Here is a 22,863-nt window from a genome sequence, read left to right as displayed (position 1 = left end):
CCCCTTCGCCGGGGGGAGCGCTTCGGCGCGTCCGGGCAAGGGGAGCGACTGGGGAGGCGGCATGACGGGCCTGCGCGCCGAACTGGTGTTGTTCCTCCAACGGCGCGGTCAGTCGCTGGAGGACGCCGAGGATATCGTCCAGGAGACCTTCGCCCGCTTCCATCGCGCCGGCCACGAGATCGGCCAGGCCGACAGCCGGCCGCTGCTGTTCGCCATCGCCAAGAACCTTCTGAAGGACCACTGGAAGCAGGCCGGCCGCGAACGCGCCCGCACCCTTTGGCTCGATACCGACGACGCGACCGCGGCCTGGGAGAACGCCCCCAGCGAGGATCCCGCCGCCGACCGCCGTTCGATCGCCCGCCAGGACCTGGCCGGCGTCGCCGCCGCCATCCGCGAGCTGCCGCCGCGCTGCCGCGACGCCTTCCTGCTGCATCGCTTCGAGGATTTCAGCTATCGCCAGATCGCCGATCGCCTGGGCGTTTCGGTCAGCATGGTGGAAAAGCACCTGGCCGAAGCGCTACGACGGCTGAAAGCCGCGCGGGGGACCTGAGGTGTTCGGCTTGACGATCGTTGTGAAGATACGCCCCGGGCAGGACCGGACCGCGCCGCTCATTGGGAAGGCCTAACCGCCAAGATGCTCGATCGTCTCGCCAGCCTGTTCGAAGCCAAGCCGCGCACCGCGGAGGACTGGGTCGTGCGCCTGGGTCGCCCGGACGCGCCGCGTTCGACCCTGGCGGCCTTCGAGCGTTGGCTGGCGGCCGATCCCAGGAACCTCGTCGACTACCAGGACGCCAAGGCTCTGCTGCGCCAGGCGCGCGACCTAAGGGCCGAACTCCTCGGCGAACTCAATCTGATCCCACCCGCGCCGATGGCGGTTCGTGGCCGATCGAAGACGGGATGGACGCCGGTGGCCCTGGCCGGAGGTCTGGTCGCTGCCGTTCTGGCTGTAGCCATCGCCCCGACCCTGTTCACTCGCCTCCACGACCCGCTGGCTGGCGCCGCCACCTACACGACCGCCGTCGGCGAGATCCGCGACGTGACCCTGGCCGACGGCTCGGTGGTCACGCTGGACACCGCCACAACCCTACGCGCCAAGGTCGACGGCAAGGTTCGTCGCCTCGCCCTGGACAAAGGCGGGGCCTATTTCGCGGTCGCCCACGACAAGGTCCACCCGTTCCAGGTGGCCCTGGCCGACCGGCAAGTCATCGTCACCGGCACCCACTTCGCCACGAGCCTCCGCGACGGCCGTGCCCGGGTGGAGCTGCTGGAGGGCTCGGTCGAGGTTTCGCGGCCCCGATCCTCGATCGAGCCCGTCCATCTCGTTCCCGGCGACCAGGTCAGCTACCAGGCCGGCGGCGCGGTGCGGCGCGAGGCCCGGATCGATCCGGCCACGGCCGTCGCCTGGCGCCAGCGCCGGCTGGTGTTCCAGGACGCGGCGCTGTCCGAGGTCCTGGCCGAGCTGGGCCGCTATACGGACGCCAGGATCCGCCTGGCCGACCCGGTCCTGGGCCGCCAGCGCGTCACCGCCATGCTGCCGCTGGACGGCCAGGGCACGGTGATCGATCGCGCCGCCAAGGTGCTGCCGGTGGTGTTGAAAAGCACTGCTCCGGGCGAGGTCATCGCCACCGCGCGCTAAAGGCGTTCAGGCGGTAAGGCCGCCCACATCAGGACCCTTCGCGAGTCTGTCACGAAGCGGCGCTACCAGACCTTGGGCGCCTAGCTGCGCCGGGGTTTTTCACCAGTCGCCGCATGTCTTTCCGCCGCGTGTCCGCCCTGACGATCGCGGCGCTGGCCGTGACCGCGCCGGCGTTCGCGCAAGGACCGGCGCCGCGTTTCGACATCCCGGCCCAGGACGCCCGCGCCGCCTTGATGGCTCTGTGCCTCAAGGCCGGCTGCGCTTTCGCGTTTTCGACCGAGCCGGGCCGCGCCTACCGCACCAACGCCGTCTCCGGGACGATGCCGTGGCGCGAGGCCCTGAAGCGCCTGCTGGCGGGCACGGGCCTGCGCTACGAGATCGCCGACCAGACCTCGGTGCGGGTGTGGGCGGTGGCGGCGCCCGCATCGCCGCAGCGTGTCGCGCCGGTCCCCGAGGCGCCCGTCGACCTTGAGGCGGTCACGATCACCGCCGCCTTCGTGGCCGGCATCGAGGACTCCCTGCTCCAGAAGCGGCGCGCCGACGCCATCGTCGACGCCGTCTCGGCCGGGCGGATCGGCGAGCTCCCGGCCGCCAATCTCGCCGAGGCCCTGCAGCGCGTGCCGGGCGTGGCCATCGAGCGCGAGGTGGGTGAGGGGCAGTTCGTCAGCGTCCGGGGTCTGGGGCCGCTGTTCCAGTCGGTGACCCTGAACGGCGCGCCGGTGGCGTTCAACGAGAACATCCGCAACTCGACCCAGAGCGGCCGGCAATTCCGGTTCCGCGCGCTGTCGGCCGATCTGCTGGCCGGGGCCGTGGTGGCCAAGTCGGCGACGGCCGATCTGGTCGACGGCGGCATCGGCTCCAACATCGACATCCGCACGGTTCGCGGGCTGGAGGGGCCCTCGTACCTGTCGTTGCGCGCCGACGCCCATGCCGAGGCCCGCACGGGCGTGGTCTCGCCGGACGTCGCCGTCTCCGGTCGCTGGCGACGGGCCGATGGTCGGCTGGGCTTGGTGGCCGGCGTTTCCACCGAGCGGCGAGAGGTGCAGTACGACCGCTTCCAGATCTCCAGATATCGCGACCTCGTGGTCAACGGCGCGCCCTTGACCACGCCCGAGGACATCCGAACCACGGTCGAGCAGGAACAGCGGGCGCGGACCACGGCCTTCGTCGGGGCGGAATGGCGGGTCTCGCCGAGCGCCACGCTCTATGTCGACGCCCTGGCCTCGCGTTTCGACAACAGCATCCGCGAGGACCGCGTCGTCTACACCGTCGGCGACTATGCCGCCCAGGTCCTCGCGGCGGGGGGCGCGCGCATCGAGGGCCGCACCCTGCTCGGCGGACGCGTCACCGCCGGCCAGATTGGCAACAATCTGGAAGTCTCCGACCAGGTTCACGAGAACGTCTCCCTGAGCCTGGCCATGAAGGCCGACGCCGGCGCCTGGACCCTGGAACCGCGCCTCAGCCTGTCCAGCGCTCGCTCCAACCTCGACACGCCGTTGCAGCGGATCGGGGCGGTCAGTCCCCTGGGCGTATCCTACAGCTTCGACCTGGGGCCCGACCTCGTCGAGCGCCGAAAGGCGCCGCTGCTGTCGACGCCCTTCGACCTGAGCGATCCCGCCCAACTGACCTTCTCGCGCTATGGCGTCCGCGCCACCCAGGTGGATGATCACGACGTCACCGGCCTGGTCGCCGCCGAGCGGTCGGTCGACTGGAGTCTGGGACCGCTGCGATTCGAACGCCTGCGCCTGGGCGGACAGGTCACCGACCGGGGGCGCGACTTCCAGCGCCGTGATCGCGAGGCCGCGCCGCGCATCGGGACGGCCGTCGACGCCGGCTTCTTCGACGTCGGCGCCCCCAGCGACGCCTTCGACCGCCTGATCGCCGCGCGGCCGTCGGCCTGGACCGCCGCTGATTTCACCGCCTTTCGCGCCGGCTTCGTGCTGCCGGGGGAGGCGGATGGGGTGATCGTCGACGCTAAGGCTCTGGTCCCCACCGGCGCGGACCTGCAGGGCTCCTACAAGGTCGGCGAGCGGATCCTGGCTGGTTACGGACGACTGGATTTTTCGACGACCGTGCTGGGCCTGCCGGCCACCGGAAATATCGGCGTGCGGACGGCGCGGACGCGGACGGACGTGGCCGGCACGCTGCTGGGCGTTTCGTCGACGGGCTATATCGACGTCAAGCCAGTCCGCTACGCCGGCGCCCACGCCGTGGTGCTGCCCAGCGCCAACTTGGCGATCACCCTCGACCCGCGCTGGCGGCTGCGGCTGGCCGCCTCGCGCAGCATCACCCGGCCGTCGCTGGCGGATCTGCGCTCGGCGACCGTGCCGGCCAGCAGCCTCGTCTCGATCCTCTACCAGCGCGGCCAGGCCGAGATCGACCACCCCTCTCCGGGGACCCTGTTCTCCGGCGTCGGCGGCAATCCGGAACTCAAGCCCTATCTGGCCACCAACTACGACCTTTCGCTGGAGCGTGAGTTCGAAGGTTTCGGCGGTGTCAGCCTTGCGGTGTTCCACAAGACCATCGACGACTTCATCGTCGTCTCTGCCCAGCCGGAGCGCCTGGCCTTCGCGACCCGCGCCGGGCCGCCGGTCGTGGCCACGGTGATGATGTCCCGACCGCGCAACGCGGGCGTGGCGAAGGTCACGGGCCTGGAAGCCGCCTTCAGCCGGCGTTTCGCCCACGGGCTTGGAGTGTGGACCAGCGCCACCTGGGTCGACGCCGCCAGCCGTGACGATCAGGGCCGCCGCGGGCGGCTGAACGGCGTCTCGCGCCTGTCCTGGTCGATCAGCCCCTTCGTCGAGCGCGGCCCGCTGCACGCTCACCTCTCCTGGACCTGGCGCTCTCCGTTCGGCTCAGAGGCCGATATGCAGGGGGGAGGGGTGTCCAGCTTCGTGGTCGCCAGCGCTGGCTATCTGGACGCGGCCGGCTCCTACGACCTCAGCCCGCGCGTCTCGCTGTATGTCGAGGCCAGCAACCTGACCGACACGGTCGAGGCCGCCTATGAGGGCCAGCGCAACCGCCCGCTGCAGATCGGCCGCTCGGGGCGCTCGTTCGGTTTTGGCGTCCGCGTGCGGCTGTAACCGCTGATTTGTCCCTAGGACACCGGTTACCATCCTGAAATAGTGGGCAACCGGGGCGGGAAGGCCAGAATTCTGCGCGCGGGAGATTGTCAGGCCTCACCCCATCGAGCCGGTTCGCTAGCCACAAAAATCTGTTCAGACGGCCTTGAAAAAATCCTGCCAGCGCTGTCATTTTGTCATTGCGGCCGTCAGCGACCGATGTTACCGCTAACTAGTGCCTCGTGCTTTGGTTGTTTCTCCAACGCTCGCGGGACGGGAAGAGCAGCCGGAAATGCTTCCGGCGCGTAACAAAAACACTGCCCCACAGGGGCTAATTAGGGGGAACGGCCTATGAAGCGGCATCGTCGCTTGAACGCGTCTGCCTCTTGCGTCGCCATCACGGCGGCCATGTTCGCCAGCTCAGCGCTGGCTCAGCAGACCCAAGAAAACACCGCCGTGGACGAGATCGTCGTCACCGGCATCCGCGCTTCTCTCGAGCGGTCGATCGCGATCAAGCGCAACAACAGCGGCGTGGTCGACGCCATCTCCGCCGAAGACATGGGCAAGTTCCCGGACACCAACCTGGCTGAATCCCTGCAGCGGATCACCGGTGTGTCCATCGACCGCACCAACGGCGAAGGCTCGCAGGTCACGGTCCGCGGCTTTGGTCCCAGCTTCAACCTGGTCACCCTGAACGGCCGCTCGATGCCGACCGCAAAGGTCGCCACGGTCGGTGGCGACCAGTCGGCTGACTTCGCGTCGGGTACCAGCCGCTCATTCGACTTCTCGAACCTGGCTTCGGAAGGCGTGACCACGCTGGAGGTCTACAAGACCGGCCGCGCGGCCATTCCGACGGGCGGCATCGGCGCCACGATCAACGTCAAGACCCGTCGTCCTCTGGACGGCAAGCCGGGTCTGACGGGCAGCATCGGCGTCAAGGGCGTCTACGACACCAGCATGGACAAGAAGGTCGACGACTTCGGCCACAAGTTCACGCCGGAAGTCTCGGGCCTGCTGAACTGGGCCGATGACAGCGAAAAGTTCGGCGTCTCGGCGTTCGGCAGCTATCAGAAGCGCGACTTCACCAGCCGCAGCACCACCTCGAACGACTGGAACATCCGGACCTATTCGGATTTCATCAATCCCGCCAACGGTTTCGTCCGCAATGGCGGCGCGACCCAGATCACCAACTCCCCGGCCAGCGGCTCGACCCTGGTCGCGATCCCGAACGACAGCCGTTATCACTTCTCGCAAGGCGAGCGTGAGCGCATCAACGGCCAGATGTCGGTCCAGTACCGTCCCGTCGAAAACCTGACCCTCACCGTGGACGGGCTGTACGCCCAGAACAAGCAGTTCGAACGCCGCAACGACAGCACCAACTGGTTCAATCGTCCGTTCGACAAGGTGACGTTCGACAAGAACCCCGTCGTCGCCACCGCCGTCCTGCTGTCCGAAGCGCTTTCGGGCACCAAGGACATGGGCTTCGAGCAACAGTACCGCGCCACCAAGGACACGCTGAAGTCGGTCGGCTTCAACGGCGACTGGAAGGTCAATGACCGCTTCAGCCTGGCTCTGGACGCCCACGTCTCCAAGGCCGACAGCCGTCCGGACGCTCCGAACGGCACCAGCATGACCTCGGTTTCGATCGGCGCGCCGGTCGTCTCCGCCCACAGCGTCGACTACAGCGGCACGGTGCCGGTGCAGACCATCAGCATCAATGACGCCGCGCCGCGCGGCAATGGCAACGGCGTGCTGGACGCCGGCGACCTGGGCAGCCAGGTCGCCCGCACCTCGGCCCAACGCCAGCAGCAGAAGGTCAAGGAAGTCCGACTCGACGGTCGCTGGGACCTGGACGACAACGGCAGCCGCTTCGACTTCGGGGCTGACTACCGCACGTCGACCATGATCCAGACCAGCCTGAACACGCAGCAGGATCTGGGCAGCTGGGGCATCTCCTCGCCGCGCGACGTCCAGCAGTACGCGGGCAACCTGGTGAAGCAGTTCTGCCTGGCGTGTCAGTTCAACTCGTTTGACCTGAAGCAGTCGGGCGCGGGCCTCGTGTCCTTCCGCGCCAACGCGATCGACCTCTACAATGCCTTGTCCAAGCCCTACGCGGCGCTGGGCAACGCGGTCGGGGTCACCGGCCAGGACAACAACCGCGTCAAGGAAAACATCTCGTCCGTGTACGGTCAGGTGACCTGGAAGTCCGAACTGGCCGGTCTCCCGGCCGAGTTGGTGACCGGCATTCGCTACGAGCGGACGGATGTCACCTCGACGTCGCTGGTGCGCACGCCCAGCGCCATCGTGTGGACCGCCGACAACGACTTCACGGTCCAGACCTCGAGCACCTACCAGCCGATCTCCGGCAAGGGCAAATACAACAACCTGCTGCCCTCGATGGACTTCCGCGTTGACCTGCGGGACAACCTGACCAGCCGCTTCTCGTTCAGCCGCACGGTCGCGCGTCCGGAATACGGCAACCTGTTCGCCGCCCAGTCGGCTGGGGCGCCGAACCGTCCGGTCGCCAACGGCGCCATCCCGCTCGGCACCTCGGGTAACCCAGACCTGGAGCCGCTGATCTCGGACAACTTCGATGTGTCGGTGGAGTGGTACTACAAGCCCAGCAGCTACATCTCGGTGGGCTTCTTCGAGAAGCGGGTGAACAACTTCGTCGGCACGGGCACCAAGAACGGCAACCTGTTCGGCCTGCGTGACCCGAGTTCGGGCGCGGCGGGCACCCGTTCGGGCGACGCCAAGACCGCTCTGACCGCGATCGGCGCCAACCAGACCGACGTGAACCTGTTCACCATGACGGCCCTGATCCAGCGGACCGGCTCGGTGGCGGCGGCGACGACGCAGTTCCAGGCCAACCGCATCTCTGGCGGCGACCTGAACCAGTCCTTCGTCGATCAGATCCTGGCGGCTACCGACATCACGGCCAACAGCAGCGACCCGTTGTTCAACTTCCAGATCTCGCAGCCGATCAACAACAAGACCGGCAAGATCCACGGCTTCGAAATCGCGGGCCAGCACTTCTTCGGCGACACCGGCTTCGGCGTCTCCGGGGCCTATACGCTGGTGCGCGGCGATGTCGGCTTCGACAACGGCGTGGACCCGTCGCAAGACCAGTTCGCGCTGCTGGGTCTGTCGGACACGGCCAACGCGACGCTGATCTACGACAAGAACGGAATCTCGGCCCGCCTGATCTACAACTGGCGCGACAAGTTCCTGCAAGCCACCAACCGCGGTGGTTCGCGCAACCCGGTCAACGTCGCGCCCTTCGGCCAAGTGGACTTCAGCGTCAACTACGACGTCACGCCCAAGCTGGCGATCTCGCTGGAAGGCCTCAACCTGACCAAGGAGCACCTGCGCACCTATGCTCGGGACGAGAACGAGCTGTGGTTCGGTCAAGAAATCGACCGCCGCTTCCTGCTCGGCGCTCGCTACCGCTTCTAGACCGGAAGTCCTGGAAGTGGATGAAGGGGTCGCCGCTTGCGGCGGCCCCTTTCTTCCTTTGAAGTAGCCTCCCGCGAGCATCAGTTGGCCGACATGAACCGAGTGCTTCTCAACAACGTCGATCACGCCGACCTGCGCGTGATCGCCAGCCATGGCGTCGCCTACGGCGATGCGATCAATCAGACGCTGCTCCTGCCGACCGAGTTCGAGGCGGCGCAGCGCGAATATCCCATCCTGATCCGCAAGGACGCCGCCGGCGACTACCAGGCCGTGGCGCTGCTGGGCCTGGATCGCGACGAGAACCTGTTCCTCGACGAGACCGGCTGGAACGCCCGCTACATCCCCGCCGTCCAGCGCCGCGGGCCCTTCTCGATCGCCCTGCGGCACGATGCGCGCGGCGAGGAGCCGCGAGCGATGATCCATGTCGATCTCGACCATCCGCGCGTCAGCCGCGACGCGGGCGAGCGTCTGTTCCTGCCGGCCGGCGGCGCCGCGCCTTACCTGCAGAGCGTCAACCAGACCTTGGCGCTCATCCACGAAGGCCTGGAAGTCACCGGCCCGATGTTCGCCGCTTTCGACGAGCTCGGCCTGATCGAGCCGATCGACATCGAGATCAAGCTGGACGACGAGACCAGCTACGAGGTGCCCGACGTCTTCACCTTGGCGCCCGACCGTCTGGCGGCCGTCGCAGGCGCGGAGCTTGAGCGTCTGCACCAATCGGGCCTGCTGCGCGCGGCCTGGGCCCTGATCGCCTCGATGGGCAATATCGAGGACCTCATCGCCCGCAAGACCCGCAAGCGCCGCTCTCTCGGGATCGGCCTGACGTGACCGCCCTGACGGCCCGCCGGACGCTGGAGACCACGGTCGCGACGCCGGCCCAGATCCCGTTCGACGCCGTGTTGGCTGGCCAAACGCCGATGGTCTTCAAGGGCCTGGCGCGGGACTGGCCGTTAGTGCAGGCAGGCCTCGAATCCAGCCAGGCGGCGCGCGACTATATTCGCGCTCACGACCAGGGCGGTCGGGTCGTCGGCTACAGCGGTGATCAGTCGATCAAGGGCCGGTTCTCCTACGACGAGACCCTCACGGCCATGAACTTCGAGGCCGAGCGCGCGCCGCTGGAGACCTTTCTGCGCCGCCTCGAAGAGGTCGAGGGCCGAAACGACGCCCCCTCGGTCTATGTCGGCTCGGCCGATCTCGACGCCTATTTCCCAAGCCTTAAGGCCGCGAACGACCTGGGCTTGGGCCCCGATGTGTTCGGTCCGCAGCCGCCGATGGCCGGGATCTGGATCGGGAACCGCACGACGGCGGCCGCCCACTACGACATGTCCAACAATATCGCCGTCTGCGCCGTGGGCCGTCGGCGCTTCACTTTGTTTCCGCCGGACCAGGTGGCCAATCTCTATCCCGGCCCGCTGGAGCCGACGCCTGGCGGCCAGGTGGTCAGCCTGGTTGATTTCGAGGCCCCCGACTTCGAGCGGCATCCGGGTTTCCTCCAGGCGATCGCCAGCGCCCAGGTGGCCGAGATCGAGCCCGGCGACGTTCTCGTCTATCCAGCCCTGTGGTGGCACCAGGTCGAGGCGCTGGAGCCATTCAACGTGCTGGTGAACTACTGGTGGAACGCCTCGCCGGGTTTCGTCGATACGCCGATGACCACCCTGCTGCACGGTCTGCTCAGCCTGCGTGATCGGCCCGACTTCGAGAAGCAGGGCTGGAAGGCCCTGTTCGACTACTACCTGTTCGGCCCCGCCGAGCGCGCCGGGGCGCATCTGCCCGAGGCCGCGCGGGGGCCGCTGGGACCGATGGACGAGATCAAGGCCAGGCGGCTGCGAGCATACCTGCTCGACCGCCTGAACCGATAAGACTGAACCGACAAGAAGAACGAAGGGGAGGGCGCGATGACCCAGCAGACGATCCGCAAGGTGGTGATCGCGGGCGGCGGCACGGCCGGCTGGATGGCCGCCGCGGCCCTCGCCCGGCAGCTCGGTCCGCTGCTCGACATCAGCCTGGTCGAGTCCGAGGACATCGGCACGGTCGGGGTGGGCGAGTCGACGATTCCCACCGCTCGCACCTTCAACGCCTTGCTCGGCATCGACGAGGCCGAGTTCATGCGCGCCACCCAGGCGACCTTCAAGCTGGGCATCTCGTTCGAGAATTGGGGCGAGATCGGGGACCGCTATATCCACTCGTTCGGCCAGGTCGGCAAATCCACCTGGATGGGCGGCTTCCATCACTTCTGGATGCAGGCCCGCGAGCAGGGCTTCGGCGGCGATCTGGGCGACTACTGCTTGGAGCTGAAGGCCGCCGAGCAGAACCGGTTCTACACCGGCGACGAGAGCCCGCTGAACTACGCCTACCACCTGGACGCCAGTCTCTACGGCCGCTTCCTGCGCGGCATGGCCGAGACCGACGGGGTGCGCCGGGTCGAGGGCAAGATCGCCTCCGTCCGTCAGAACGCGGAGAGCGGCTTCGTCGAGGCCCTGGTCATGGAGAGCGGCGAGGCGGTCGAGGGCGACCTCTTCATCGACTGCACCGGCTTCCGCGGCCTGTTGATCGAGCAGACCTTGAAGGCCGGCTTCGAGGATTGGGACCATTGGCTGCCGACCAACAGCGCCCTGGCCGTGCAGACCCGGTCAACCGAGCCCGCTGTGCCTTACACCCGCGCGATCGCCCACGAGGCGGGCTGGCGCTGGAAGATCCCTTTGCAGCACAGGGTCGGCAACGGTCTCGTCTACTGCAGCGACTTCATGTCCGATGACGATGCCCGCGCCAAATTGATGGGCGAGATCGAGGGCGAGACCCTGATCGAGCCTCGCCTGATCCGCTATCGCACCGGGCGTCGGCGCAAGACCTGGGACAAGAACGTCGTGGCCCTCGGCCTGGCCAGCGGCTTCGTCGAGCCGCTGGAATCGACCTCCATCCACCTGATCATGATCGGGGTGACGCGGCTGATGCAGCTGTTTCCCTTCGCCGGGATCAGCCAGGCGGCGGTCGATCGCTACAACCGCCAGGCGGACGACGAGCTGGAGAAGATCCGCGACTTCATCATCCTGCACTACAAGGCGACCGAGCGGACCGACAGCCCGTTCTGGGATCGCGTGCGCGCGATGGACATCCCCGACAGCCTGGCCCAGCGCATCGAGCTCTTCCGCCAGAGCGCTCAGGTCTATCAGGCGCCGGGAGAGCTGTTCCAGGTCGACTCGTGGCTACAGGTTCTGCTGGGCCAGCGGATCCAGCCTCAGGCCTACCACCACATGGGCCGGCTGATGCCGCCTCTGCAGTTGAAGGCCGCGCTCGAAGACCTCAAGCGCAACATCGACGGCATGGTCGCCCGACTGCCGCGGCATCAGGCCTTCCTAGACCGCTACTGCGCGCCCCCGGTGAGCAAGAGCGCCTAGATCGGGAGCGGCGCGAACAGCCTCTGCAAGGTTGCGCCGATCCGCGCGGCGGCGGGGTCGGTGTCGGCCAGGCCCATGGCGGTCAGTTCGCCGCCGATGCGGCGGCCGACGGCCAGCAGAGGGCGGCCGGTCAGCTGGGCCTGCGCCAGGTCCTCTATGGCCTCGGCGTAGCGGGCGGCGTTGAGATTGGCCAGCGCCCAGGCGCGGGCGGCCTTGCCGGTTTCGCGGCGCAGGGCCTCGTCGGCGACCAGGCGTTCGAGCACCTCGCGCAGCTCCTCGACCACGATCCCGCCATCGATCTTGAAGACCAGGTCGTCGGGCAGCTCGCCATAGAAGCCGGCGCGGGCCACGACGGTCGGGCGGCCGCTGAGCATGCCTTCGCAGGCCGAGCCCGAGGCGCCTTCCAGCACCGGCTTGCGCAGGGCGACCATGATGTCGGCCTCGTCGAGTCGGCGGTCGAGTGTGTCGTCGTCGACCGCGCCGTCGACGACCAGGTTCTCGAACCCGACCTTGGCGGCGGTGGCTTCCAGCTTGGCGCGTTCCTCGTCCGAGATCGGCCCGACCAGGCGATAGACGCAGGCCTTCAGGGTGTCGGAGCCGCCAATGGCGCGGATCACGTCGTCGACGCGCTTGTTGGGGTTCATGACGCCAACCGTGGTGATCGTCAGCTGGCGCTTGGCCTTCGGCGGCCCCGGCGGGGTGGCGCGGTCGGGGCAGCACAGCGGCGTCACGGCGACTGGGCCTTGGACGACGGCCTCCAGCTTGGGAGCGTAGAACTGGGCGTGCGCCAAGGCGGCCTCGCACCGGCCCGCCAGCCATTCGGTCATCGGCAGGTGCTGGGCGATCTCGCCCATGTCCAGCATCTGGCCCGAGCGGACGGCCACGGCGTGGGGCAGGGCCGCCTCGCCATAGGTCGCGACGATCTCGGCGTCGTGCCGACGGTAGTCCAGGCCGTTGTAGTGCAGCCAGCCCGAGAACAGGTTGTAGATGTAGAAGTCGTGGAAGATCCCCAGGCACGGGGCGGCGTCCAGGATCGCGAACACGCCGGCGTGGAAGGGATAGTTGTCGCCGATATTGACCACGACCACATCGTAGTCGTCGCGCAGGCGCGAGAGGTCGTAGGACCGCCAGTGGCGCACGCGCAGGCCCGTCGGGTGCAGCGGTTCGGCCGCGTCGTCCTTGTCCTCGCAGCGCAGGATCTCGACCTGGTGGCCGCGCAGGGCGAGATGCTTGGCGACCTCGGCGCTGACCCGGCCGATCGACGAGCGCAGGACGAAGGGCGTCACCCAGCAGATCTTCATGGCAGAGATCCCTAGCGCATTTTCCGACGAAGTGGGTACCGGTTCGTCGTCAGAAAATGCGTTAAAACAAGAGGCTAGAGTATTTCACCGATCCAATTGGATCGAAAATGCCCTAGCGCCGCAGCAGACGCTTTTCGGCGTCGCCGCCAGCGCGCACGAAGGCGATGTTGGCCGAGACCACCTTGGCGGCGGCCTTGGCGTTGGTCGGCTCGGCCGCGCCGGTCGTCTCGTCGATGATGTAGGCCTTGAAGCCCGCGTCGCCGAAGGCCTTGAACCATTGGGCCGGGGTCTGTCCGACGCGCTTGAGGTGCTCGGGACCGAACTCGGCGACGATGGCCAGGTCCTTGTTCTTGGCGATCAGGCCCGACATGCCGGCCAGCACGTCCAGCTCGGCGCCCTCGACGTCGATCTTGACCACGTCCATGCGTTGGGCCGGCGCGACGGCGTCCAGGCGCACGACCTCGACCTGGATCTCCCGCGAGCCCTCGGTCTCGGGCAGGGCGTAGAGCGAGCTGTGGCCGATGATGTCGCTGACGTGGAAGGTCAGCTGGCCGGCCTCGGCGCCCACGGCTTGGTCGCGGACCTCGACCCAGGACAGGCCGTTGAGGTGGCGCATCTTCTCGAGGTTGGCGCGTGGGATGGCTTCAGGCTCGAAGGCGATGACCTTGCCGCCTGGGCCAGCGGCCCACGCCATTATCAAGGTAAGCAGGCCGATATTGGCGCCGACATCGGCGACGACCATGCCGGGCTGGACCAGGCGACGCAGCACGTCACCCGTGCCGGGCTCCAGGCCGCGACTGGTGGCGTTGGCCAGCATGGTCACGAAGGTGGGCAGGGCGGTTGGCGCAAGAATGTAGCCGTCGCGCATGCGGATGGCGGTCGACTCGGCGTCGTAGTGGATCAGCGGCCGCGCCTTGATCTCCAGCTCGTCGAAGCGGGGGCCGAACAGGCCAGGCAGGCGGGCCAGGTCCGAACCGAACTGGTCGCCGCGTACCTCAAGGCGCGCGAGCGGCGGCTCCAGCCGCGAAAGATGGGCCGACAGCGCGCGGGTGGCCTCATCGCTCTGTTTGAGCGCCATGTGCAGAAGGGCGTGGGTCTGGTCCAGTCGCAGGTTCACCGCATGCAACTCGGCCGAAAGCGCGTTCAGGTGGCCGCGCGTCTTGCGCAGCTCATGCTCGACGCTGGCCTGCAGATAACGGCGCGCATAGTCGGCGACCGGCGAGAGCAACGGCCCCAGCAGCCGCCGGGCGAAGCCGAAGCGGCGGCGCGGCGGCGGGCCGTCGGGTTGCGGTGCGGGGTCGGCGACCGAGGTCGCGGACTGCGGGGAACGCATGGCGGAGCGGATCGCCATGTCCAGGCGTACGGGCCTCAAGTCAATTTTCCTAAACAGGTCTCGACAAGCCCCGGCCGAATGACCGCGGCGCCCGCCACCAGAGCGCGACCGCGTCTGTTTAGATCAGATTCCCGTCGTGCAGGAACGACGAATGATCGCCGACCAGGCTGATCGAGCTGCCGTCCGCGAAATCGAACGTCATGCTGTCCAGGTGGCTGATCAGGTTGCTGTTATGCAGGACGCGGCTGTCGAGGATAATGATCTCGGCGCCGTTGACCACGATCTCGACCACCGGGGCGTGGGCGATGAAGTAGTCGATGAACTGCTTGACCATGTCCGGCGACGCATAGGCCGGGGTTTCCGGCTTCGGCGGCTCGACAGGCGACGTCATACCACCCGTAGGCGAATCCGAACCGCCGACGTCGACGGGCGTGGTCGGCGTGGTCGGAGATTCCGGAGCGGTCGGCCCGCCAAGGTCCGCGGGCGCGGGCGTCGTCGAATAATGTTGGCCGCGTCCGACGATGTCCGCCAGCACGTCAGGCAGCTTGGAGACCTCGATGACGGTGATCTTGCGGTCGCCCTGGTCACCCAGGACGGCGCGGACCAACTGCACCGCCTCGACCGAGGGCAGGCTGCCGGAAGACAGGTCCAGGCGAACATCGATCGTCCAGCTGGCGCTGTCCGTCGCAGCCGCGGGCAGGCCCGAGACGTGGTCGTGACCGCCCTTGCTAGTCTCGCCAACGACGGCTTCGGCCGCGGCCGAGGTCGCGCCCGAACTCTGCGGCAGGGTCGAAAGGATCGCCACCAGCGACAGCACCGACGAGACGGTCTGGGCGGGCGTGCTGTCCACGGCGGTGACGTGGGGCGCGCTGTTCAGCGACAGGCCGCTGTCCGTGGCGACCACGGCGGGCTGCGCGACGCCGCTGAAGTCCAGCGAGGCGGCCGCCGCCGTGATCGCGGCGCTCGCCGAAGGATCGATGGTCACCGTCTGGGTCTTGTAGTCGGACGCCAGCAGGGCGGCGGCCAGCACCAGGACCGCCTGGTTGGCGGGAAGCTGGACGGTGTCGTAGGTCGCCGCCTGCGGCGAGGTCATCGACGCGACGCCGTTGCCGAGGCCGGCGTTCGAGCTGGACGACAGCAGGACGGGGCGGCTGTGGCCGGACTGGGCGTTGCTGGCGCCGGTTTCGCCGGCGCGGGCCTCGCCCGTCTTGAAGAAGGCGGTGCCGACCACGGCGACCAGCAGGGCGGCCGGGTGAATCGACAGGTTGCCGCCGCTGTCCTGACGGCGGATCAGCGGGTGGCGCGACACCATGTTGCGCACCAGCGCGGTGAAGTCGAAGCCGCGGGCGATCTCTTCGTAGGCGGGGCCGGCGATGATGTACTCGCCGTCGATACGCGCGAAGTGGATGACCACCTCGCCGTCGTCAGACCGGTAAAAGACGAACCAGGGTTCGTTCTCGTCGCTCATGCCCCGGTCGGTGCCGACGCGGATGCCCGCGCGGATCAGGGCGCTCTCGACGCGATAGAACTCAGCCAGTTCCTGCTGAGTCCAGTCGGCCGGCTTGGGCGCGTAGCGCGGCGAGCGCTGGAAGAACGAAAGGACCTGAGCGGTCATGCGGTGGTGATTTCCCCACGCCTAAGAACAAGGCCGGCCCCCACCGGCAGGGCGACACTAACCGAACTACGCTTCGCTGAACAGGATTTCGTAGGTGATCGGATCGTAGAACCGCAGCAGCTCGCGAACGAAGGTCTTTTCGGGAACCTCGAACGCTTGCGCCCAATCCCGATAGCGATCGGGCGGAATGCGGCCGCGACCGGTCTCGAGCTGAGAAATGAAGGTATAATAGTCGGCGCCGACCTTAGCCGCGAGCTGGCGCTGCGACAGGCCCACGGCCTCGCGCTGCTCCTTCAGCCAGCGACCCCCTTCGCGGCGGAGGTCTTGCACCTCCGAGGCGCTGCGGCGTTGCGGATTACCATACATAATAAAGACCTCACGCCCCGTCCGTCGTGCGGAGCGCGTGTGCGCGCTCGATCACTGACGTCCGAAATCCGCATTCTATATACCCGGTTCGGCGTGGGGGTTCAAGGAACGCGACATAGGAATTTGCTGTACCGGTTAGAAAAATGCTGTACCCCGTGAATTCGGCTATTGTCGACGTATGACGTTTGCTCTATAGCCGTCGCTGCTCCCATGCGTGCCAATAGGTCGCGGGGGGTGTGGGATTTTTTTGGGAGACAAGCCACATGGCTTATACGACTAGCCAACTGCAGACGTTCTTCACGAACGCCAACGCCGGCACCCAGCCGAGCGCCGCTCAAACCCTGACCCTGACGGCTCTGGCCAACCAGAACGCCGCTGGCACCCTGACCGACGCGCAAGCGCTGGCCCAGACCATCGACCTGGCTTCGGACATCACCACCGCCGTCAGCGTTGAAACCTACGCCTTCTTCACCGGCGTCGCGCCCAGCCAAGCTGGCCTGTCGTTCCTGAACGCCGCCTTCGTTGGCGCCGGCGCTCAAGCGGGCCTGAACGGCGAAAACCGCTTCATCGCTCAATCGGTCGCTCTGGCCCTGGGCAACACGGCCGCCAAGACCGCGTTCAACACCTCGTACGGCGCTCTGTCGGTCGCTGAAGCCACCAAGGCCGCCTACAACATCATCATCGGCAACGCCGCGGCCGCCGCCGCCGGCATCAATGTCGACGCCGCCGTTGGCTTCCTGACCAGCGCGACCTCGGTCGCCTACTACACCAGCTACGTGAAGGCCAACCTGCCGGCCACCACCAGCGCCGCCGACCTCGATCTGGCCGTCAAGGCCGCGATCGTTGGTGAAATCATGTACCTCGCCACGACGTTCAACAACGGCGCTGGCGTCGGTTCGTATGCTGCCGCCACGACCAACCTGATCAAGGACCTGGCTGACGACGGCAGCCTGACCGCCAACAACTCGGCTGGTATCAACCTGTTCGGCGCTTATGGCGCGAACGGTGGTTCGACCGGTGGCACCCCGGGTTCGACTGTTGCGCTGAGCGCGACCATCGACACCCTGACGGGCACGGCCAATGACGACACGTTCAATGCCGTCGTGACCACCAACACGGGCGGCACGATCGCCAACGCCGACCTGAAGACCACCCTCTCGGCGGTTGACTCGATCAATGGCGGCACCGGCATTGACACTCTGAACGTCGTCGTGACCGACAACAGCACCGGCGCCGGCGCTGGCGAAACTGGCACGCTCTCGATCCCGGCAGCCAGCACCACGGGCGTTGAAGTCATCAACGTGCGCGCTCTGTCGACGAACGCCGCTAACGTCACGACTGTTGCTGCTGGCAGCTTCGTTGGCGCAACCTCGTTCTTCTCGGACCGTTCGACCAACATCGTGTCCTTCACGGGCCTGACCAACGGTCAAGGCGTTGGTATCAATGGCGCCGTCGGTGACGCCGCCAACGTGACCGCCGCCTACACCAGCGCGACCTCGGAAACGATCAACCTGACGAACGGCGTTTCGGCTCCGGCCACGGCTCCGACCATCACGATCACCAGCACGGGCACCCTGGCCTCGTCGACGATCAACTCGACCGGCGCAGCCAACACGGTTGGCGCCGTTCAGCTGGCCGGCGCTAACACCGTGTCGACCCTGACGATCAACGCTGGCGCGGCTCTGACCGCCGCTGGCCTGACCGGCTTCGGCGGAGCTGCTGCCGGCGCCACCGCTGCTCTGACCGTCAACGGTTCGGGCGCTGTGGCTCTGGGTGGTCTCACGGGCGGCGGCGGCAACGTCACGACCCTGAACATCACCACGGGTTCTGGCACGCTGAACCTCGGTGCTGTCTCGGCCGGCATCTTCACCGCCGCCTCCACCGTCAACGTCTCGGGCGCGGCTTCGACCACGTCGACGACGGCTGGCGCTGTGACGCTGGGTGACCTAGGCGCGAACGTGAAGACGATCAATGCTTCGGGCCTGACGGCTTCGGGCGTGAACGTCACGATCGGTGCGAACTCGGCCACCGTCTTCACCGGCGGCGCGGGCACTGACGTCGTCACGGTCACCGGCGGTACGGGCGCTGCCCTGACCGGCGCGATCGCTGGCGGCGCTGGCACCGACATCATCGCCTTCTCGACCGGCGCGGACATTGCGGCCAACCTGACCTCGCTGGTCACGGGCTTCGAAACCCTGCGCGTGTCGAACGCTGGCGCCGTCGGCACCACCCAAACCTACGACCCGACCCTGATCAACGGCATCACGTCGTATCAAGTCGGCACTTCGGCGGGCGCTGTGGCCCTGACCAACCTGGTGGCCGCTTCGCCGGTGACCGTCGTTGGTAGCGTCTCCGGCACCGCCGGTCTGATCCTGCAGCTGAAGGACGCTTCGGCTACTTCGGACGCCTTGACCCTGAACCTGAACAACGGCACCACCACCGGCGCCAACGTTTCGGGCGTGACGGTCAACTCGCTGACCCTGGGCGGCACTGCCGTTGCTGGTCAAGTCGAGACGCTGAACATCGTTTCGGCTGGCCGTATCACCGGCACCGGCACCTATAACAAGGTGACGATCGGCGCTTCGGGCGCTGGCCCGAACTACGCCGACGCCAACAAGTACGTGCTGACCGGCTCGGCCGGCCTGCAACTGACCACGGGTACGGCTGGCCACTCGATCTCGATCGATGGCTCGGCTGCTGGTCCGCTGAACATCATCGCCACGGGCGCCGTCACCGGCACCCAGACGATCATCACCGGCGCTGCCAACGACACCGTCAACACCGGCGCGAACACCTCGAACGTCTACACGGGCGCTGGTGGTGACTCGATCAACGCCGGCACGGGCGTCACGACCCTGAACTACAAGCTCGCCACCGACTCGCTGTTCGACGTGACCGGCACCGCCGGCGCTTCGGGCGCGGGCGGCACCGTGAACGCGGGCAAGATGGACGTGGTGACCAACTTCACCACGGGCACCGACAAGCTCGACATCAGCGCTCTGGGCGTCAACGGCGCCCTGACCGCCGGCGTCGTGGACAAGGGCACCGTCGCCAACGACGCCGCTGTCCTGGCCACCCTGTCGGCTGCCAACCTGTTCTCGGACGGCATCAACACCCGCGGTCTGTCGCAAGTTCACACCGCCGCTGGCGACACCTTCGTCATCGTCGACGTGAACAAGAACGGCGTGTTCGACGCCACCGCCGACCTGGTGATCAAGCTGGTTGGTACGGCTTCGGTCGCCGCCGGCGACTTCGTCACCACGAACTAAGAAAAACCTGAGCGAAAGCTTTGGGGGCCCGCCGGAGAAATCCGGCGGGCCTTTTCTTTTGGGCCGGGGCGAACTGACACCCAGTCAAGAGTGCGATCCGGCAGACTTGCGATCGGAAGCGCCTTGTGGTCTAGCCCAAGGACGAACCGCTCACTTTTGGCCACAATTTCGTGGTCGAGACGCGGCCTAAGTTGTTACTGTACACGACCCGCCATCAGACGCGGGGTTCGAAGGCGAGACATGATCCTCAACCGCGCCGGCGCTCAGCCGACCATCCTCGACAAAGCCGTCGACGTCGCCAAACCGGCGGTGATCACGGCCATGGTGTTCAGCTTCTTCATCAACATTCTGGCGCTGGTCAGCCCGCTGTACATGCTGCAGGTCTATGACCGCGTGCTGTCGAGCCGTAACGTCGCCACCCTGGTCGTGCTGACCTTGATCTGCATTTTCCTGTTCGTGGTCTATGGCCTGCTCGAAGCGTTGCGCACCCAGGTTCTGGTGCGCGGCGGCCTGAAGTTCGACGGCGCCGTGCGCGACCCGATCTTCCGGGCTGTGCTGGACTCGACGCTGAACCGCCGCGGGCAGGGCGCCCAGGCGTTCCGCGACATGGACCAGGTGCGCGATTTCATGACCGGCGGCCTGATCGCTTTCTGCGACGCGCCCTGGACGCCGGTGTTCATCATCGTGTCGTGGATGCTGCACCCCTATTTCGGCATCCTGGCCATCATCAGCTGCATCATCATCTTCGGCCTGGCCGTGATGAACGACCGGGCCACCAAGAGCCCGATCCAGATGGCGACCATGGCCTCGATCGCCGCCCAGAACGACGCCGGCTCGACTCTGCGCAACGCCGAGGTCATGAGGGCCATGGGCATGTGGGGCGGCCTGCAGGCGCGCTGGCGCGTGCGCCGCGACGAGCAGGTGGCGTGGCAGGCCTCGGCCAGCGACGCCGGCGGCGCGGTGATGTCGGGCATCAAGGTGTTCCGCCAGGTGATCCAGACCCTGATCCTGGGCGGCGGCGCCTATCTGGCCATCCAGGGCAAGATCTCGGCTGGTTCGATGATCGCCGGCTCGATCCTGGTCGGCCGCGCCTTGGCCCCGATCGAAGGCGCCGTGGGCCAATGGAAGGGCCTGCTGGGCGCGCGCAGTTCATGGGATCGCCTGCAAGCGATGCTGCGCGAGGAACGCGACACCAGCGATCACATGCCGCTGCCCGATCCGCGCGGCGTGCTCTCGGCCGAGGCGGCGTCGATCCTGCCGCCCGGCGCCCAGACCCCAACCCTGCGCCAGGCCAGCTTCCGCATCGACGCCGGCGCCTCGGTCGGCATCGTCGGCCCCAGCGGCGCGGGCAAGTCCTCGCTGCTGCGCGGCGTCGTCGGCGTCTGGCCGTGCACGGCGGGCGTCATCCGCCTCGACGGCTACGACATCAAGCAGTGGGACCCGGAAAAGCTGGGCCGCCACATCGGCTACCTGCCGCAGGACATCGAGCTGTTCTCGGGCACGATCGCCCAGAACATCGCCCGCTTCACCGAGTTCCAGCCGCAGGAAGTCATCGAGGCGGCGACCCTGGCCGGGGTCCATGAACTGGTCCAGAGCCTGCCCAACGGCTACGACACGCCTATCGGCGAGGGCGGGGCGTCCCTGTCGGGCGGCCAGCGCCAGCGTCTGGGTCTGGCGCGCGCGCTCTTCCGCATGCCCGCGCTGGTAGTCCTCGACGAGCCGAACGCCAGTCTCGACCAACTGGGCGAAATGGCGCTGGCGGAGGCGATGAACCGCCTCAAGGCCGTCAAGCGCACGGTGATCTTCGCGACGCACAAGGTGAACCTGCTGTCCCAGGCCGATTACATCATGGTGATCAACCAGGGTGTCATCGCCGACTTCGGCGAGCGTGACGCGATGCTGGCCAAGTTGACCGGCGCCGCGCCGCCCCCGCCGCCGTCGCCCGCGCCCACCCCGATCCAGAGCGCCCACTAACCGTCGTTCGCCCTTTTCCCAGAGGCGCGCCAGCCGGCGCGCCCAGCAGGCCCAAGAACAAGATGAAGCTTCCCACGATCAAGCGTCCGACGGACAACTACAAAGGCGTGGCCAGGATAGGCTATGGCGTCATCCTGGTGACCTTCGTGGGTCTGCTGGGCTGGGCCGCCTTCGCGCCGTTGGACAGCGCGGTCATCGCCAACGGCGTGATCTCCTCCGAGGGCAACCGCAAGACCATTCAGCACCTGGAAGGCGGCATCCTCCGCAAGATCCTGGTCCGTGAAGGCGAGAAGGTTAAAGCCGGACAGGTGCTGTTCGAGCTGGATCCGACCCAGGCCAACGCCGCCGCCGGCATCACGCGCAGCCAGTACGTCGCGCTCAAGGCCATGGAAGCCCGGCTTCTGGCCGAACGTGATCAGCGCGGCTCGATCACGTTCCCCGCCGATCTGCTGGGGCAGCGTTCGGACCCGGTCGTCGCGCGCGTTCTGGCCGACGAACAGTCGCAGTTCCAGGAGCGCCGCCAGACGCTGCAAGGCCAAGTCGACCTGATGAATTCGCAGCGGGACCAATACCGCAGCGAGATCGAGGGTATCGATCGCCAGACCCAGGGTCTCAAGGATCAGCTGGGTTTCATCGAGGACGAACTGGGCGACCTGCGCAAGATCTACGACAAGGGCCTGGTGCCGCGGCCGCGGCTTCTGGCGCTTGAGCGCGAGCAAGCCAACCTCTCCGGCTCGATCGGTCGCCTGGTGGCCGACCGCGCCAAGTCGGTCCAGGGCATGGCCGAGACCCAGCTGAAGATCCGCCAGATCAAGCAGACCTTCTATGAGGAGGTCAGCCAGAACATCGCCGAGACCCGCGTGAAGCTGGCCGAGGTGACGGAAAAGGAAGTGGTCGCCTCCGATCAGCAGCGCCGGATCAATGTCGTCTCGCCGGTCAACGGCACGGCCCAGAACCTTCGCTTCTTCACCGAAGGCGCCGTGGTGCGTCCGGCCGAACCGATGGTCGACATCGCCCCGAACGACGAAGGCTTCGTGATCCAGGCACACTTCCAGCCGACCGACGTCGACAATGTGCATGCGGGCATGACGACCGAGGTGCGCCTGCCGGCGTTCCACTCGCGCGAAATTCCGATCCTGAACGGCAAGATCGAGTCGATCTCGAGCGACCGTCTCACCGACCCGGAAGGCAAGACGGCCTACTTCCTGGGGATCGTGCGGGTCGATGTGAAGCAACTGCCCCCGAAGTTCCGTAACAAGGTCACCGCGGGCATGCCGGCCCAGGTCATCGTGCCGACCGGCGAAAGAACGGTGCTGCAATACCTGTTCTCGCCGCTGCGCGAGACCCTGCGCACGACCATGCGCGAGGAGTAGGGCGCGGGTTTTAACGGCCTGATTTCCCACGCTTTTGGAAAGCGGCTCAAGGCCGCTTTCCAATCGCCTCCAATAGTGTAGTC

General features: G+C 67.2%; 14 protein-coding genes. 10 read left to right on the top strand and 4 right to left on the bottom strand.

The annotated features are described in order from the left end of the window. The first annotated feature begins 61 nt into the window (after nt 1-61). From ACW175_RS18410 to ACW175_RS18380, 7 genes are all read left to right on the top strand, one after another. On the top strand, nt 62-550 hold the full coding sequence (locus ACW175_RS18410) for an RNA polymerase sigma factor (RefSeq protein ID WP_492101435.1): 489 nt from the start codon (nt 62-64) through the stop codon (nt 548-550). A gap of 84 nt (nt 551-634) precedes the next feature. After that, nucleotides 635-1,636 (top strand): FecR family protein, encoded by a 1,002-nt coding sequence (locus tag ACW175_RS18405; RefSeq protein WP_492101434.1) that lies wholly within the window; start codon nt 635-637, stop codon nt 1,634-1,636. Between the two features lie 113 nt (nt 1,637-1,749). Then, nucleotides 1,750-4,719: a TonB-dependent receptor gene (locus tag ACW175_RS18400; RefSeq protein ID WP_492101433.1), complete on the top strand. Its 2,970-nt coding sequence runs from the start codon at nt 1,750-1,752 to the stop codon at nt 4,717-4,719. 330 nt (nt 4,720-5,049) lie between these two features. Then, nucleotides 5,050-8,154: a TonB-dependent receptor gene (locus ACW175_RS18395; RefSeq protein ID WP_492101432.1), complete on the top strand. Its 3,105-nt coding sequence runs from the start codon at nt 5,050-5,052 to the stop codon at nt 8,152-8,154. A 93-nt stretch (nt 8,155-8,247) separates the two neighbouring features. Then, nucleotides 8,248-8,982 (top strand): SapC family protein, encoded by a 735-nt coding sequence (locus tag ACW175_RS18390; protein WP_492101431.1) that lies wholly within the window; start codon nt 8,248-8,250, stop codon nt 8,980-8,982. Beyond that, nucleotides 8,892-10,013: a cupin-like domain-containing protein gene (locus tag ACW175_RS18385; RefSeq protein ID WP_492104996.1), complete on the top strand. Its 1,122-nt coding sequence runs from the start codon at nt 8,892-8,894 to the stop codon at nt 10,011-10,013. Before ACW175_RS18390 ends, ACW175_RS18385 begins: the two co-directional genes overlap by 91 nt. Nucleotides 10,014-10,049: 36 nt before the next feature. Continuing rightward, nucleotides 10,050-11,549, top strand: a complete 1,500-nt coding sequence (locus ACW175_RS18380) for a tryptophan halogenase family protein (RefSeq protein ID WP_492101430.1) — start codon at nt 10,050-10,052, stop codon at nt 11,547-11,549. Here the strand turns inward: ACW175_RS18380 and ACW175_RS18375 are convergent. The 4 genes from ACW175_RS18375 to ACW175_RS18360 all read right to left on the bottom strand — a co-directional run bounded on the left by ACW175_RS18375 (nt 11,546) and on the right by ACW175_RS18360 (nt 16,164). After that, nucleotides 11,546-12,850, bottom strand: a complete 1,305-nt coding sequence (locus ACW175_RS18375) for a glycosyltransferase family 4 protein (protein ID WP_492101429.1) — start codon at nt 12,848-12,850, stop codon at nt 11,546-11,548. The two genes, ACW175_RS18380 and ACW175_RS18375, sit on opposite strands and share 4 nt — an antisense overlap. A 112-nt stretch (nt 12,851-12,962) precedes the next feature. Beyond that, nucleotides 12,963-14,222 carry an FkbM family methyltransferase gene (locus tag ACW175_RS18370; protein ID WP_492101428.1) on the bottom strand — a complete coding sequence of 420 codons (1,260 nt, stop codon included), beginning with the start codon at nt 14,220-14,222 and terminating at the stop codon, nt 12,963-12,965. A 79-nt stretch (nt 14,223-14,301) separates the two neighbouring features. Then, a complete protein-coding gene (locus tag ACW175_RS18365; protein WP_492101427.1) occupies nt 14,302-15,798 on the bottom strand; it encodes a hypothetical protein in 1,497 nt (498 codons plus the stop codon). A 66-nt stretch (nt 15,799-15,864) separates the two neighbouring features. After that, nucleotides 15,865-16,164, bottom strand: coding sequence for a helix-turn-helix domain-containing protein (locus tag ACW175_RS18360; protein ID WP_492101426.1), 300 nt, complete (start codon nt 16,162-16,164; stop codon nt 15,865-15,867). A 263-nt stretch (nt 16,165-16,427) separates the two neighbouring features. Between ACW175_RS18360 and ACW175_RS18355 the strand changes: the two genes are divergently transcribed. The 3 genes from ACW175_RS18355 to ACW175_RS18345 all read left to right on the top strand — a co-directional run bounded on the left by ACW175_RS18355 (nt 16,428) and on the right by ACW175_RS18345 (nt 22,780). Next, nucleotides 16,428-19,433, top strand: a complete 3,006-nt coding sequence (locus ACW175_RS18355; protein WP_492101425.1) for a beta strand repeat-containing protein — start codon at nt 16,428-16,430, stop codon at nt 19,431-19,433. A 243-nt stretch (nt 19,434-19,676) separates the two neighbouring features. Then, nucleotides 19,677-21,407, top strand: a complete 1,731-nt coding sequence (locus ACW175_RS18350; protein WP_492104995.1) for a type I secretion system permease/ATPase — start codon at nt 19,677-19,679, stop codon at nt 21,405-21,407. A 62-nt stretch (nt 21,408-21,469) separates the two neighbouring features. Next, entirely contained in the window at nt 21,470-22,780 is a 1,311-nt protein-coding gene (locus tag ACW175_RS18345) for an HlyD family type I secretion periplasmic adaptor subunit (protein ID WP_492101424.1), read from the top strand. Nucleotides 22,781-22,863: the final 83 nt, after the last annotated feature.

The sequence above is a fragment of the Caulobacter sp. FV1ye6ST genome (assembly GCF_058681225.1).
Note: the sequence above shows the minus strand (reverse complement) of the source record. Positions and strands in the feature narration are given on the sequence as shown.